12 protein-coding genes are annotated in these 15268 nt (G+C 66.7%); all 12 read left to right on the forward strand.

From position 1 onward, the window contains the following. A partial coding sequence (locus GEV05_25545; GenBank protein ID MPZ46686.1) for a PAS domain S-box protein occupies positions 1-3375 on the forward strand: 3375 nt, incomplete at its 5' end. Beyond that, positions 3372-3833 (forward strand): response regulator, encoded by a 462-nt coding sequence (locus GEV05_25550; protein ID MPZ46687.1) that lies wholly within the window; start codon positions 3372-3374, stop codon positions 3831-3833. The genes GEV05_25545 and GEV05_25550, both read left to right, overlap by 4 nt. Before the next feature lie 117 nt (positions 3834-3950). Then, positions 3951-5489: a response regulator gene (locus tag GEV05_25555; GenBank protein ID MPZ46688.1), complete on the forward strand. Its 1539-nt coding sequence runs from the start codon at positions 3951-3953 to the stop codon at positions 5487-5489. Between the two features lie 2 nt (positions 5490-5491). Then, positions 5492-6124, forward strand: a complete 633-nt coding sequence (locus tag GEV05_25560; GenBank protein ID MPZ46689.1) for a response regulator — start codon at positions 5492-5494, stop codon at positions 6122-6124. A 60-nt stretch (positions 6125-6184) separates the two neighbouring features. Next, positions 6185-7984 (forward strand): diguanylate cyclase, encoded by a 1800-nt coding sequence (locus GEV05_25565; GenBank protein MPZ46690.1) that lies wholly within the window; start codon positions 6185-6187, stop codon positions 7982-7984. Positions 7985-8345: 361 nt separating this feature from the next. Further along, a complete protein-coding gene (locus tag GEV05_25570; GenBank protein ID MPZ46691.1) occupies positions 8346-9131 on the forward strand; it encodes a diguanylate cyclase in 786 nt (261 codons plus the stop codon). Positions 9132-9329: 198 nt separating this feature from the next. After that, positions 9330-10838: a flagellin gene (locus GEV05_25575; GenBank protein ID MPZ46692.1), complete on the forward strand. Its 1509-nt coding sequence runs from the start codon at positions 9330-9332 to the stop codon at positions 10836-10838. Positions 10839-10901: 63 nt separating this feature from the next. Further along, complete coding sequence (locus GEV05_25580; protein MPZ46693.1) at positions 10902-11240, forward strand: flagellar biosynthesis protein FlaG; 339 nt, start codon at positions 10902-10904, stop codon at positions 11238-11240. Positions 11241-11304: 64 nt separating this feature from the next. Beyond that, positions 11305-13311, forward strand: a complete 2007-nt coding sequence (fliD, locus tag GEV05_25585; protein ID MPZ46694.1) for a flagellar filament capping protein FliD — start codon at positions 11305-11307, stop codon at positions 13309-13311. A gap of 15 nt (positions 13312-13326) precedes the next feature. Continuing rightward, the gene (fliS, locus tag GEV05_25590) at positions 13327-13746 is read left to right on the forward strand and encodes a flagellar export chaperone FliS (protein ID MPZ46695.1); all 420 of its coding nucleotides are present in this window, start codon (positions 13327-13329) and stop codon (positions 13744-13746) included. Continuing rightward, the gene (locus GEV05_25595; GenBank protein ID MPZ46696.1) at positions 13743-14084 is read left to right on the forward strand and encodes a flagellar protein FliT; all 342 of its coding nucleotides are present in this window, start codon (positions 13743-13745) and stop codon (positions 14082-14084) included. Before fliS ends, GEV05_25595 begins: the two co-directional genes overlap by 4 nt. Positions 14085-14129: 45 nt before the next feature. Further along, on the forward strand, positions 14130-15176 hold the full coding sequence (locus GEV05_25600; protein MPZ46697.1) for a hypothetical protein: 1047 nt from the start codon (positions 14130-14132) through the stop codon (positions 15174-15176). Positions 15177-15268 lie beyond the last annotated feature (92 nt).

The following is a 15268-nucleotide window of genomic DNA, read 5'->3' on the forward strand; positions in this document are numbered from 1 at the left end:
CGGCAAGCCGCGATCGAAGGCACGGCCGCGCTCCTGATCAGCGCGCTCGCCCTCACGCTCGCGGTGCTGTTCGACCGGCACCTGCGGCGGCGCGAGGAATCGGTCGCGCAACTGCACGAGAATCAGGCGGAGCTCACGGAAGTGCATCGCATCGCGCGCCTGGGCAGTTGGCGCATCGAGGCGCGCACGGGAACCATCGATTGGGGCGCGCAGGCGGCAAGCCTGCTCGGTGTCCCGACTGCGCTGGTTCCGACCCTGGAGCGGCTGCTCGAGAAAGTGCTGGAGGAAGACCGCCCGCGAGTCCAGCGCGCCTGGGCGGCGCTGATGGCGCAAGGCCACCTGGACGTGGAATTCCGCACGCTGCGGGAGTCGGGTGAAGTGCGCTGGCTGCGCGCACGCGCCGAAGCGCCCGCCCCGGCCGAGCATTCGCCGTACCGTGCGCGCGGCACACTCAGCGATGTAACCGACGAGCGCCGCGCGGAGCAGGCCGTGCAGCATCTGGCCGCGGTGGTGGAGTCCACCGAGGACGCCATCTTCAGCGCCTCGGCCGACGGCCACATCCTGTCCTGGAACCGAGGTGCCACCCGCATGTTCGGCTACCGGCCGGAGGAAACGATCGGTCATCGCCTGTCCGAGTTGCTGCCGCCAAACGAGGCCCAACAGGCCACTCGCCTGATCGCCCGCGCCGCCAGCGGCGAGGCGATCGAGGGCCTCGAAACCGAGTTGAGCATCAAGGGCGAGCGCACCATCCATATCGCGGTCACGCTCTCGCCCTTGCGCGACGCGAGCGGGCGCGTCACCGCGGCATCGGCCGTGGCCCGCGACATCACGTCGCGACGCGAAGCCGAGCGCCGGCGCCTGGTGGAGCACCGCGTGGCCCAACTGCTGGCGGAATCGGCGCCGCTGGGCAATACCATGCCGCGCATCCTGGAAACGCTGTGCCAGTCGCTGGCGCTCGACTGCGCGGCGCAGTGGGACTTCGACGCCGAGGCGAACGGCTTCCAGCGCGCCTGCCTGTGGTGCCGGCCCGATCGGGATGCCGATGCGATATCGGGAAGCCTCGGCGCCAAGGTCGCCTGGGACGACGCAAACCTGCTCGCCCAGGTCTGGCGAACCGCGACACCGAAGTGGGTGGGCGCGGCCGAGCTCGAGCCGCGCCATGCGCCGGTTGCGGGCGTCGCGTTCGTCAATTCGCTGCTCATTCCGGTCACGCTCGGCTCGCGGGTGGTCTCGATCGTCGAGCTGCTGACGGCCAAGGCACAGCCGTACGACCCGGAGCTGCTGTCTTCGCTGCGTGCGATCGGCAGCCAGATCGGCCAGTACATGGAGCGGCGGCGGGCCGAAGACGATCTGCGAGCCGAGAAGGAATACATCGGTCACGTGCTCGCTTCGGCGCCGACGCTGATCGCGTCCATCGCCGCCGACGGCACCACGCGCTCGGTGAACCCGTCGGTACTCGAGATCACCGGCTTCACCCCGGAAGAGCTGCAGGGTCGTAATTTCTGGAAAGCGCTTTGCGACAACGACGCCAAGGTCCAGGTCGAGTGCCTGCTGCAAGCGAGCGCACAGGGCGGAATCGGCGACTATCACCTCAGCATCCGCACCCGCCGCGGCGAGCTGCGCGATCTGGCGGTGTCCGCGGCGGCACGCCGGGGTGCGGGCGGAACGCTGGTCGAATTCATCCTGGTCGGAACCGACGTGACCTTGCGCCGGCTCGACGAAGCGCGCCGCGCAACCGAATATGCAGTCGCCCGCGCGCTCACCGACGAGCAGTCCGAAAAAGAGGCCATCGAGCGCATCCTGCGCACGATCTGCAGCATGCTCGGCTGGGAGTGTGGCGTCTATCGCGTGTTCGATGCCGCCAGCCGACTCGTTTCCTGCCCCTACTCGTGGACCAAGCCGACGCCTACGCTGCACGCACTGGTCGAAACGTTGAGCGCGCCGCGACAGCTGCGCGCGAGCACGATGTACTGGCGCACGGTCGAATCACGCTATCCGCAATGGGACAACGATCTGCCCGCGCGGGTGAGCAGCGAATTGCGGCTGCGCCTGATCGAGGCCGACATCTGCTCCGCGATTTCGATCCCGGTCCAGGCGGGCGAGCGCTTCCTCGGCGCGCTGCAGTTCTTCGGCCGCTCGCACCAGCGCCCGGAAAACGTCCTGATCGAAGCGATGCAGGCGATCGGCCACCAGGTCGGGCAGTTCATCGAGCGCAAGCGGGTAGAGGCGCAACGCCAGCAGGCGGACGAGCGCCTGCGCAGCATCGCGGCCAACATCCCCGGCATCGTGTTCGAGTACCGCCTGCGGCCCGACCGGACCGCCGCGTTCGAGTTCGTCAGCGAGCGGGCATTGGACATGCTTGAGGAGACCCCCGAAACCCTGATACGCGATCCGCGCAGCATGTTCCGCCTGGTCGACCCGGCTTACCGCCGCCAGCTGCTTCGGTCCATGCGCATCTCGCGCCACAGCCGCTCGCTGTGGATCGCCGAGATGCCGATCCGGACCCGCAGCGGCCGCATCCGCTGGGTGCGCGGTCAGTCCATGCCCAAGTATCTGGACGACGGCTCGGTCGTCTGGGATGGCGTGATCGTCGACGTCACGGCCCAGAAGCAGGCCGAGCAGGCGATCCAGCAGATGAACGAGCAGCTCGAGCGGCGCGTGGCGGAGCGCACGGCGCAACTGTCAGCGGCCAACCGGGAGCTCGAATCGTTCGCCTATTCCGTCTCGCACGACCTGCGGGCGCCGTTGCGTTCGATCGACGGCTTTTCCCGCATCCTGGTCGAGGAGTACGCAGGCGGCCTGCAAGCCACCGCGCGCGACTACCTGCAGCGCGTGCGCAATGCGAGCCAGCGCATGGGTCAGTTGATCGACGACCTGCTGTCGCTCTCGCGCGTGACGCGCAGCGAGTTGAAGCGCGTTCGCACCGACATGTCCGCGATCGCCGAGGCCATCGTCCACGAGTTTCGTACCGAATCCCCCGAGCGCAGCGTCGACGTGAGCATTCATCCCGGGATACAGTGCCTCGCCGATCCCAGCCTGATGCGCATCGCGCTGCAGAATCTGCTCGGCAACGCATGGAAGTTTACCTCCAAGCAGCCAAGCGCTAGCATTGAGTTCGGAGTGTTGACGCAACGCAACAAGATGGTGTACTACGTGCGCGACGACGGGGCGGGATTCGACATGGGGCACGCCGGAAAGCTGTTCGGCGCATTCCAGCGCTTGCACTCGCCGCGCGAGTTCGAAGGCACCGGAGTCGGGCTCGCGACGGTGAGCCGCATCATCGATCGGCACGGCGGTACGGTATGGGCCGAGTCCACGCTCGGCCAGGGCGCTACCTTCTATTTCACATTGGCAGGTGGAGGCGGTCGGTCATGAATGCCCCTGCGATACTACTGGTCGAAGACAACCCCGATGACGAAGCCCTGACGTTGCGGGCGCTCGGCCGCAGCGGCTTCGGCGATCGCATCAAGGTGGTCCGCGACGGTGCGGAAGCGCTCGATTTCCTGTTCGGCCAGGGCGCCTACAGCGACCGCGACGTGAGCCGGTTGCCGACCTTGATCCTGCTCGACCTGAAACTGCCGCGCATCGACGGTCTCGAGGTGCTCAAGCGCATCCGGTCCGACCCGCGGACCGTGCTGGCCTGCGTGGTCGTGTTCACCTCCTCCGGGGAGGAGCGCGACATCCTGCATGCCTACCAGAACAACGCCAACAGCTTCGTGCGCAAGCCGGTCGCATTCGACAGCTTCTCGCAGGCGGTCGAGCAGCTTGCGCGCTATTGGCTCATGCTGAACGAATCACTCGGCGCTCTCGGCTCCACCCGCACCCAGCCCTAGCGAGCCTCCGGAAAATGCTTCACGGCTCGCTCCCTCACCCCCAACCCCTCTCCCAAAGGGAGAGGGGAGCGCAGTGCGGAAAGTGGCTGCTCAGCCACTTTCCGCAGGATCGGTAACATGTTGCTCTCGGCATCCGAATCGGCGGCGCAGCAGCGCCCGGTCCGGGTCCTCATCGTGGAGGATTCGGAGGACGATGTGCTGCTGCTCGTGTGGGAATTGAAGCGCGGCGGCTACAACCTGTACTATGAGGCGGTCGACACCCGCGTCGGGATGGAAGCGGCGCTGCGCTCGGGGCCCTGGGACATCGTCATATCGGATTATTCCATGCCGGATTTCAGCGGACTGGAAGCGCTCGCCACGCTGCGCGCGCATGCGCTCGACATTCCGTTCGTCATCGTGTCGGGCAACATCGGCGAGGACGTGGCGGTCGAAGCGATGAAAGCCGGCGCGCACGACTATGTCATGAAGCGCAACCTTTCCCGGCTCATTCCGGCGCTCGACCGGGAGCTGCGCGAAGCCGACGTGCGCCGGGCGCGCGTGCGGGCCGAGCGGGACCTGCGCGAAAACGAAGCGCGCTTTCGCGCGATCGCATCCAACATTCCGGGCACGGTGTACCAGTTCATGCTGCGCCGCGACGGCAACCGTTCCTTTCCGTATGTGAGCGGCGATTGCGCGCGCCTGCTCGGGGTGAGCCCCGAGGCTCTGCAGGCGAGCCCGGCGGTGTTCCGGGAGCTGATCCACGCGCTCGACCGCGACGGCTACGATCAGGCCCTGGAGCGCTCGGCCGAGCAGCTGACCGATCTGAACTGGGAGGGCCGCATCCAGCTCCCGGGCAGCGACGAGATCAAGTGGATCAACCTGCGCTCGAGCCCGCGCGTGCTCGAGCACGGGGCGCTGCTGTGGGAAGGTGTGATCTGGAACATCACACAGAGCAAGCTCGCCGAGATCGAGATCCGCCGCTCGCGCCAGCAGCTGCAGGAGCTGTCCGACCATGTGCAGAAGGTCAAGGAAGACGAGCGCGCCAGAATCGCGCGCGAAATCCACGACGACATCGGCGGCAACCTGACCGCGATCAAGATCGACCTGCTGTGGCTCACCAACCGCATGCCGCAAGACCAGAAGCCGCTGCACGAGAAGGCCGGGGCGATCGAACGTCTGGTGGATCGCACCATGGAAACGACCCAGCGCATCTCGCGCGATCTGCGCCCGGGGATCCTGGATCTGGGTCTGATCGCAGCCATCGAGTGGCAGGCCGAGGAGTTCCAGCGCCGCATGGCCATTCCGTGCGAAGTCACCACATCCGATGACGATGTCTATCTCGACCAGGATCTATGCGTTGCGATTTTCAGGATTTTCCAGGAAACTCTGACCAACATCAGCAAATACGCCGAGGCCACGCGGGTCGACGTGAGCCTGGTCGCCGGGGAGGACGTGGTCGTACTGGAGGTCTTCGATAATGGCCGCGGTATCGCACGCGAGCAGCTCTCCAAGCCGGGCTCGTTCGGTATCCGCGGCATGCGGGAGCGCGCGCGCTCGCTCGGCGGCGATGTCGAGATCGATGGCGTCGCGGGTGCGGGCACGCGCATCAAGGTGGAGATTCCGCTCGCTCAAGCGCCCGAGACAGGCTCGGCGTTGACGCAGAAGGCGTTGTTCTAGCGATGATTCGTGTATTGATCTGCGACGACCATGCGATTCTGCGCCGTGGGCTGAAAAATATCCTCGCCGAAACCGAGGACATGACCGTGGCCGGCGAAGCGGAGAACAGTCAGCAGGCGCTGCAACTGGTGCGCGACTCGGACTGGGACGTGGTCCTGCTGGACATCTCCATGCCCGACCGCAACGGCATCGACACGTTGAAGCTCATCAAGAAAGAGCGCCCCAAGCTCGCGGTGCTGATGCTTTCCATGCATCCCGAGAATCAGTATGCCATCCGGGCGCTCAAGGCCGGCGCCTCCGGTTACCTCACCAAGCAAAGCGCCCCGGCGCAGCTCGTAACCGCCATCCGCCAGGTGAAGCAGGGTCGCAAGTACGTGAGCCCCACGCTCGCCGAGCAGCTCGCCGCGCGTCTGGGCGAGGACATGGAAGCCGCCCCGCACGAATCGTTGTCCAACCGCGAATACCAGACCCTCACCCTGCTCTCCTCGGGCAAGACGCTGTCGGAAGTGGCGGTCGAGCTCAAGCTCTCGGTCAAGACCGTGAGCGTGTACCGCTCGCGCCTGCTGGAGAAGCTCCAGCTCAAGAACAACGCCGAGCTGACGCACTACGCGATCAAGAACGGCCTGGTCGAGTAGCCCGCTAAAGTCACACCCCCGCGTTACCGTTATGGCCTGGGTCAATCCCGGACGCGGTCGATGTCGAACGCCCTTGCCAAGAGCAATATCAAAGACGTAGCGCGCGAAGCGCTGCGCGCCTTGGTTGTGCGCAAGCTCGACCCGTCGCCGGAAAATTACCGCCGCCTGTACAACGAGATCGCCGGTGTCGACGAAGCCGCGGAAGGGTCCGCGGCCGAACAGACCCTGGGGCGCATTGCGCACGATTTTCCGCGCACCTCGCCCGAGCTGTTGCGGGTCGCCAAGGCCATGGAGCGGGCGGCCGGCAAGCGCGATTGGGGCCAGCTCGCAGGCCTGCTGCACGAGGCGAACGAGGCCATTTCGCGCTACTACGCAGCGGCGGAGAGCTGGCGCGGCTTGCTCGCCGAGCTGCTGCAGCAGTTCGACGCGAGCCACAAGGGCCTTTCGCGGCTGCGCAAGAAAGAACGCCTGGAGCGGGTGCTGGAGCTTCCTGCCAGCACGCCGGAACAGTTGCAGCAAAAGCTCGCCGCCCTGGTCAGGAGCTGGGCCGAGCTCGCCACCGAGGCGGCTGCGCCGGAGCCGGACCCGTCCCAGACGGGCGAGCTCAAGCGCCCAGCCCAGCCGCATGCCGCTGCGTTCGCCCAACCGCTAGTGCCCGACGATACGATCATGCTGTGCGATCTGCTCGCACACGTGCTCGACATCGGCATGGCGGCATTGCTCGCCTACGACCCGGCGATGGCGCTCGAAGCCGAATCGCTCGCCCAGCAGGCGCGCAGCGCGCGCGCAGCGTACGAGTTCAACGCCGTTCGCGCCGCCACCAAGTCCTTTCTGCTCAAGGTCGAGCTGACCACGTCCAATACCGCCGATCTGCACCAGGGGATTCTGCGCCTGCTGCGCCTGGTGGTGGAGAACGTGGCCGCCCTGGTGGGCGAAGACGACTGGCTGCACGGTCAGATCAGCGTGCTGGCGGAGATCGTTTCGCAACCGCTCGACCTGGTCATGATTCAGCACGCCGAGCGCAGCATCAAGGATGCGATCCTGCGCCAGGGGACGCTGCGGCATAGTCTCACCGAGGCGAAGACGGCGTTCAAGTCAATGGTGTCCGGGTTCATCGATCGCCTGGGCGAGTTCTCCACCAGCACGGGCGACTATCACGAGACGATCGAGCGGCTGTCGACCCGGATCAAGAGCACCGACGACATCATCGAGCTGAGCCGGATTCTGGACCAGGTGGCGGCCGCGACCCGTCAAGTCCAGGCCGCCACCCTGCGCTCGCGCGAGGAGACCCTGAAGACGCAGGAGGAAGTGCGTACTGCGGAACAGAAGGTCCGCGAACTGCAGACCGAGCTCAGCCGGGTGAGCGCCAAGGTGCGCGAAGACCAGCTGACCGGTGCGCTCAACCGCCGCGGGCTCGAGGAGGAATTCGATCGCTCCTGCGCCGCTTCGGAGCGGCGCCAGGAGCCGATGAGCCTGGCGCTGCTCGACATCGACGACTTCAAGAAGCTCAACGACACGCACGGCCACATGGCGGGCGACAATGCGCTCGTGCACCTGGCGAAGGTCATCCGCTCGACCGTGCGCCCGACCGACGTGGTGTGCCGCTACGGCGGCGAGGAATTCGTCATTCTCCTCCCCGGGACCAGTCTGCAGGATGCGGTCGTAGTCATCTCCAGGCTGCAGCGCGAGCTCACCAAGCGCTTCTTCCTGCACGACAATCAGCGTCTGCTGCTCACCTTCAGCGCGGGCATTGCGGAACGCCGCGGCGGCGAGACGCGCGAGCAGACGATCGGCCGCGCCGACGCGGCGATGTACCAGGCCAAGCGCTCGGGCAAGAATCGGGTGTTGGTCGCCGAATAGGCTACAACCCCTCCCGGAGGGAGCGGAAAGGGATTGTGCCTGTCTTCCCTCTCCCCCAGAGGGAGAGGGACACACCGGACGCCTTTCCTCGAAGTGCGGAAATGCCGCAACCCTCGTCGCCTACTCGCGCGCTCTTCGCCCGACCCCCGCCGTAGCATGCGGCGATGCGCTTTCGTCCGCACATCCCACTGCCCAGGACCTTGCACCCACCACGGACCTGCGGCTCGCCGCCAATCGCCCCCGCCAGGGTGGACGAACGAATACGCACGCATTGCCCGTTCTTCTCGGAGTTTCAGGCATCAATGACCGTGTGCTAACGTTTCGTCGCGATTGGGCGCAGCCTTCAAGGCAAGGGGAGATCATGAACTCGCAAGCGAGCATACGCCGGTCACGGACCAGTTCACCCAAGCCCGCTGCCGCCGAGCCCGACTCGGCCACGCCCCTGGGCGCATATCATCAGCGCGTGAACGCGCTGGCCGAGCGTATCCGGGGCACGAGCGATGTCGGCGCCATCATCGAGATGCTCAACCAGGCCATCGCCGAGACGCGGCGCCTGCGCACCCGCGAAGACGAACTGCAAGCCGCACAGCGCAAGGTGGCCGAGGCCGAGCGCAGCATCGAATCGATGAAGAGCGAGCTCGAGCAGGTGAAGGCGATGCTGCAGCAGGATCCGCTCACCGGCACGCTCAATCGCCGGGGGATCGACGAGGCGTTTCGGCAGGAGGCTTCGCGCTGCGACCGGCACGGCAGCCGGCTGTCGGTCGCCATCGTCGACCTGGATGACTTCAAGGCGCTGAACGACACGCACGGCCATCCGGTCGGCGACCGCGCGCTGGTGCACGTCTGCGCCCTGATACGCAGGACGCTGCGTCCGACGGATCGGGTCGGCCGCCTCGGCGGCGAGGAGTTTTTCGTGCTGCTGCCCGACGCCGGGCCGGACGAAGCCGCCGCCGTGATGGCCCGGGTCCAGCGCGAGCTCGCCGCCCTTCCGCTGACGGGGAGCGGCGAGACCATCGCCATCACCTTCAGCTGCGGCATCGCCGAACGCTCCGCGCACGAGCCGTTCGATGCCCTGGCGGGGCGCGCCGATGCGGCGCTATACCGGGCCAAGCGCGCAGGCAAAAACCGCTGCATCTCGGCGGCCTAAAGTTTCCGCCCGCTCCTCCGTAACAGCAAGGCTTCGCAGAACCGCGCTAAGTCCTTGCCCACGCAACACTTCTCAAGTTCCCCGAAACGTCCGCCGTAATTGCTCCCAGACAGCGGTGTCGCGCCCTCGACAGATGGGCAACCGTGTCGACGGCAAGACGCCGTTTGAGTAACCGGACACTCGGAAGGAGTGCTTGAGATGCCTCAGGTCATCACCACCAATCTCGCGTCTTTGAACGCGCAACGCAACTTAAACGCATCACAATCGAGCCTCTCGACCGCCCTGCAACGGCTGTCGTCGGGGCTTCGCATCAACAGCGCCCGCGACGACGCGGCCGGGCTTTCGATCTCCCAGCGCCTGACCTCGCAGATCAACGGCCTGAACCAGGCGGTTCGCAACGCCAACGACGGCATTTCGCTGTCGCAAACGGCCGAAGGCGCCCTGCAGGAAAGCGGCAACATCCTGCAGCGCATCCGCCAGCTCGCGATCCAGTCGGCCAACGACTCGAACAGCGCGGCCGACCGCAAGGCGCTGCAAGCTGAAGTGTCGCAGCTCACCAGCGAGCTCAACCGCATCGCCAACACCACGACCTTCAACGGCAAGAAGGTGCTCGACGGCTCCTTCGCCGGCCAGAAGTTCCAGGTCGGCGCCGATGCGAACCAGACGATCGACGTGACGATCTCCGATGCGCGCGCCACCGCACTTGGAAACTACGGCTATAACAGCACGAACGACGTGGCGACCTTCGGAATCGAAGTCGCGACGGCCGCCGGTGCAGGGCTTGGCGCCAACAACTTCAAAGCCCAGGCAGTCACCATCAACGGCTCGCTCGGACAATCGACCATTGCCAACACCACGCTTGTAGCCGGTTCTACGGCACGCTCCATCGCCGCCGAAGTCAACAACGTTACCGGCTCCACCGGCGTCACCGCCGCCGCCCGCACGACCGCCACCCTCGGCGGCTTGTCCGCGGCAGGCAACTTCACCTTCAACCTGTACGGCCAGAACACGACCGCGGTGCAGATCTCCGCGACCGTGACCAGCACCACCGACCTGACCGCGATTCGCGACGCGATCAATGCGCAGACCGGACTGACCGGCATTACCGCGGAAGGCACCGGCGCATCGCTCAGTTTGGTTCAAGCCGAGGGCTACAACATCGGCCTGGCAGATGTACTCGGCACCGGCACCGCGACGCTGACGCTGGCCGGCGGTGAAGGTGCGGCTGCCACGCTCGGGGCGTTGACCACGACCGACTCGTCGACTGTCGGCGGGCAGGTGACGTTCAACTCCGAGAACGCCTTCACCGTCAGCTCGAGCCTCGCCGGCGCAGCCGGTGGTTTGTTCGGGTCGGCCGCAGCGGCCAATGCCGGCACGACGGGCGCCCTCTCGGCCGTCGGCTCGGTCAGCATCGCGTCCCAGACGGGCGCGAACTCCGCGATCTCCGTGCTCGACGCGGCGCTGCAGAAGCTGTCCTCGATCCGTGCCGACCTCGGTGCGGTGCAGAACCGCTTCGGCTCCACCATCGCCAACCTCGAGACCACCTCGGAGAACCTCGAAGCCGCACGCTCGCGTGTGCGCGACGCCGACTTCGCAGCGGAAACGGCGGCGCTCACGCGCGGCCAGATCCTGCAGCAGGCCGGCACCGCGATTCTCGCCCAGGCGAACGCGCTGCCCAACGGCGTGCTCGCACTGCTCCGCGGCTAATCGCGATCGCGATAACGGCGGCCAGCCCGAACGGCTGGCCGTCGGTTTCGCTCCGACCTCATCATGATCCATCCAGCCTCATCGCTCGACTCGGTCCAGTCGGCAGCCAAGCCGCAAGGCGGCGCTTCCGCCAGGGACACTGCGGGCAGCGTGTCGCAGCCGGCACCGCGGGCCGACCACGAGGCTGTCGTGCGTGAAGCGGTGGCGGCCATCAACCAGGCAGCCAAGGCGCTCAACGCCAGCGTTGAGCTCTCCATCGATTCCGACTCGGGACGCGCGATCGTGCGTGTCGTCGATACCGAGACCCGAAAACTCATTCGCCAGATCCCGACCGAGGAAGCGCTCGAACTGCGCCGCGCGCTCGATCGTATCGCCGGCTTGCTCATTCACCGAACGGCATGATTGTTGCTCGATGCAGCATCGCCCGCGTAGCACCTGAGCAATTTCCGGAAATGCAGCACTGAACATGGCCATATCCTCTCCTGGAATCGGATCCAAGCTCGATGTCAACAGCATCGTCGAGCAACTCATGGCGCTCGAGCGCCGTCCCCTGCAGGCGCTGGTTCGCAAGGAAGCCGGCTTTCAGGCGCAATTGTCCGCGTTCGGCACGTTGAAGAGCTCGCTCACGTCGTTCCAGAGTGCCGTGCAGGCGCTGAACGACGTGAACAAGTTCCAGGCATACAAGGCCTCGATCGGCGCCACCGCTGTGGCGACCGTCACGGCGGCAAATTCTGCCGTGCCCGGCAGTTATTCGCTCGAGGTCACGCAGCTCGCGCAGGCGCAGAAGCTGGTCGCGGCTGGCCAGACCAGCACCAGCAGTGCGATCGGCGCCGGCACCATCACCTTCGAGCTCGGCACCATCAGCGGCGGCAGCTTCGACGACGTGACGGGCCAATACACGGGAGCGAGCTTCGCCGCCGACGGCGCCGGCGCCAAGACGGTCACGATCGGCGCATCCAACAATACGCTCGCCGGCATTCGCGACGCCATCAATGCCGCCAAGATCGGCGTGACCGCGTCGATTGTCAACGACGGCAGCGGCACGCCCTATCGACTCGCCTTGAGTGTCGCCGATACCGGCGCCGCCAGTAGCGTGCGCATCTCGGTGGCGGGCGATGCGGCGCTGTCGAGCCTGATCGCGCACGATCCCGCCGGCACACAGAACCTGGCCGAGACGGTGAGCGCGCGCAATGCCACCTTCGAGGTCGACGGCGTGGCAATCACCAAGCCGAAAAACATCGTGAACGACGTGATCGAAGGCGTGACGCTCAACTTGCTGAGCGCCAACGCGGGAGCCCTCACCGCGATCACCGTGGTTCGCGATTCGGGGGCGATCAAGACTTCGGTCGATGCGCTGGCGAAGGCGTACAACGAGCTCAATGCGACCATCAAGAACGTCTCGTCGTTCAACCCGGCCACCAAGCAGGGCACGGTACTGCAGGGCGACGTGACGGTGATCACGCTGCAATCGCGCATCCGCACGGCGCTCTCCAGCGCCCTCACCGGCGTCTCGGGCAACTACAACAACCTTTCGCAGATCGGCGTGACCTTCCAGAAGGACGGCACGCTGAGCGTCGACTCGGCCAAGTTCGAAGCCGCGCTCGCCGACTCGCCCAACGACATCGCGGCGCTGTTCGCCTCGCTGGGCAAAGCGACCGATGGGGCCGTGCGTTACGTTGGCGCGACCGATGCCACCAAGCCGGGCGACTACGCGGTGTCGATCAGCCGCCTGGCGACCCAGGGCGCCCAGGTCGGATCGGCTGCGGCCGGGCTTACGATCACCGCGGGCGTGAACGATTCCTTCACCGTGAACGTGGACGGCGAGAGCGCGGTCATAACGCTCGCGGCGGGCAACTATGCCACCGCCGCCGACCTCGCCCGGGAAGTGCAATCCAAGATCAACGGCGCGCAAGCGATCGCTGCCGCCGGCACGACCGTCTCCGTAACCGAAAGCGGGGGGGTTCTGACCCTTACTTCCGGGCGTTACGGATCGGCCTCCAGTGTTCAAATCAGCAGTGGCAATGCCCTCGCCGGCCTGCTCGGCGGCGCTCCGGTAACGACCGCCGGGCTCGACGTGGAAGGCACCATCAACGGTGCGGCCGCATCGGGCTCGGGCCAGGTGCTCACCGATCTCGGCTCGGGGCCTTCGTCGGGGCTGAAGATCGAGATCACCGGGGGAGCCCTCGGGACGCGCGGAGCCGTGTACTTCTCGCGCGGCTACGCCGACACGCTGGACAAGCTGGTCGAGAGCTTCATCGAAACGGACGGGGCCATTGCGGCGCGCACCAACGGAATCGATGCATCGATCGAGACCATCAAGGACCGCGGGGTGGAAATGGAACGCAGGCTGCAGGACGTCGAGACGCGCATCCGGGCGCAGTTCGTCGCCCTGGACACGCTGCTCGGACGCATGAGCACCACCAGCGAGTTCCTCACCCGGCAGCTCGCCATCCTGGAAACGCAAACCAAGTAAGGAAGGCAAGGCACGATGTATTCAGCCGCACGCAAGGCCATCGACGCATACGCCGAAGTGGGGGTCGAGACCGGGGTCGCAGCCGCCGATCCGCACAAGCTCATCCTGATGCTGTTCGACGGCACGCTGGCGGCCATCGCCAAGGCGCGGCTCGCCATGAGCCGCGGCGAAATCGCAGCCAAGGGCGCCGCCATCTCCAAGGCCATCGAGATCATCGACGGCGGGCTCAAAGCGAGCCTGGACGTGGGCGCAGGCGGCGCGCTGGCCGAACGGCTCGCAGCCCTTTACGACTACATGCTCAACCGCCTGCTGGCGGCGAACCTGCGCAACGACACCTCGCTCCTGGACGAGACCACGCGGCTGCTCAACGAGCTGCGCGGCGCCTGGGCGCAGATCGGCAATGCAGCCGCGACGGCCGGCGAGGCGGGCAAATGACGATAGACAGCCAACGTCTGCTCAGCGCCTACGACTGCCTCGCCCGCACGACGGGACACATGCTCAGCGCCGCGCAAAGCGGCGCATGGGACAAGCTGATCGACCTGGAAAGGCACTGCGCCGACCTGGTCGCGCGCATGTCCGCGCTGGAGACCGAGGAGCCGCTGCCCGAGGACCTGCGCCAGCACAAGGCGACGATGATCCGCAAGGTGCTGGCCGACGATGCGGCGATTCGCAATATCACCGAGCCCTGGTTGCATCAGCTCGGCACGATGCTGAGCTGCAATGGACAGGAGCGCCGGCTGTTGCATGCATACGGCCCGCCGCGCGAGAACTGATCGCGGCCGACGCCGCGTGACCCGAGCAGCAGCGGTCGCAACGCAATGATCGACACCCGGCTCCTCGCACGCTTGCTCGCCACGGCCCGCACGGTGACCGCGCTCGGCGCAGTGCCGACAGCGCCCAAAGTCGGCGACGAACACTCCGAGCTGGTGCGAGCGCAGGTGGCAGCACGACTTGCCGACGGAACGTTTCGCCTGCTGGTCGACGGACGATCGATCAAGGCGGCGTTGCCTGGCGACGTGAAGCCCGGCGACGTGGTGGAGCTTCGCGTCGTCAACCGCGGTGCGGGCGCGCAGGGCGATGCCGCGGGTGCGCGCAGCGAATCGGGCGCATTGAGCAATGCCGGCCGGCTCATCTCCGCGCTGCTCAGCGGAGCCGCCGCCGCGCCGCCGCGACAAGCACATCCGATCCTGCCGTTGCCGCCCACGACGCCGGCCGACTTGCCCGAGCCCTTGGCACGCGCGCTGGAGCGAAGCGGCATGTTCTACGAGTCGCACCAGGCGCGCTGGGTGGACGGCGAATATCCGCTGCAGCGCCTGCTGCAGGAGCCGCAGGCGGCGCTCGCTGCGGCCGGCTCTGCGGCGCCGGCCGAAGGCGAAGCGGATGCGGTACGCATGCCGGTGCCGTTTCTCGCCGCGTCCTTGGCCGATGCCGACACGGTAGCCGAGGGCGCGTCGTCCACGAGCCAGCAATCGACGCCTGCCCGGCCAGCGGACGAATCGCACGCACAGCTGGTTGCGCGCGACGCGCTGGCGCTGGTGCGCAATCAGCTGGAAACACTCGATAGCCGGCACATCACCTGGCTCGGCGAGATTTGGCCCGGGCAGCCGTTGCGCTGGGAGATCGAAGCCGACGATCCGGACCGGCACGAACCCGGTCATGAGCGCGGCTGGAACACGCGTTTTTCGCTCGAGCTGCCGACGCTGGGGGAGATCGGCGCCGACATGGCGCTCGCGGCCGGCGGTGTGCGCGTGAATCTCGCGGCGAAAACGCCAGAGGCGGCTGCACTGATGCGCGCAGCGGCTGCCGAGCTCACACAGGCGCTGATCGCGGCCGGCGTCGCGCCCGTGCACCTTAAGCTGTCATGAGGCGAGCTCCCATGAGCCTGCCGCCTGAACGGCGCGCCACGGTCGCGCCTTCTGAACTTCGCGCCACGGTCGCGCCTTCTGAACTTCGCGCC

This window comes from Betaproteobacteria bacterium, from assembly GCA_009377585.1.
Classification (GTDB): Bacteria; Pseudomonadota; Gammaproteobacteria; order Burkholderiales; family WYBJ01; genus WYBJ01.

Excerpts from the sequence above, each read along its gene's own strand:
- GEV05_25555 (MPZ46688.1), top strand. The coding sequence starts at position 3,951 with ATGTTGCTCTCGGCATCCGAATCGGCGGCGCAGCAGCGCCCGGTCCGG.
- fliD (MPZ46694.1), top strand. The coding sequence starts at position 11,305 with ATGGCCATATCCTCTCCTGGAATCGGATCCAAGCTCGATGTCAACAGC.
- GEV05_25565 (MPZ46690.1), top strand. The coding sequence starts at position 6,185 with ATGTCGAACGCCCTTGCCAAGAGCAATATCAAAGACGTAGCGCGCGAA.
- GEV05_25595 (MPZ46696.1), top strand. The coding sequence starts at position 13,743 with ATGACGATAGACAGCCAACGTCTGCTCAGCGCCTACGACTGCCTCGCC.
- GEV05_25570 (MPZ46691.1), top strand. The coding sequence starts at position 8,346 with ATGAACTCGCAAGCGAGCATACGCCGGTCACGGACCAGTTCACCCAAG.
- GEV05_25600 (MPZ46697.1), top strand. The coding sequence starts at position 14,130 with ATGATCGACACCCGGCTCCTCGCACGCTTGCTCGCCACGGCCCGCACG.
- GEV05_25550 (MPZ46687.1), top strand. The coding sequence starts at position 3,372 with ATGAATGCCCCTGCGATACTACTGGTCGAAGACAACCCCGATGACGAA.
- GEV05_25575 (MPZ46692.1), top strand. The coding sequence starts at position 9,330 with ATGCCTCAGGTCATCACCACCAATCTCGCGTCTTTGAACGCGCAACGC.
- GEV05_25580 (MPZ46693.1), top strand. The coding sequence starts at position 10,902 with ATGATCCATCCAGCCTCATCGCTCGACTCGGTCCAGTCGGCAGCCAAG.
- GEV05_25560 (MPZ46689.1), top strand. The coding sequence starts at position 5,492 with ATGATTCGTGTATTGATCTGCGACGACCATGCGATTCTGCGCCGTGGG.
- fliS (MPZ46695.1), top strand. The coding sequence starts at position 13,327 with ATGTATTCAGCCGCACGCAAGGCCATCGACGCATACGCCGAAGTGGGG.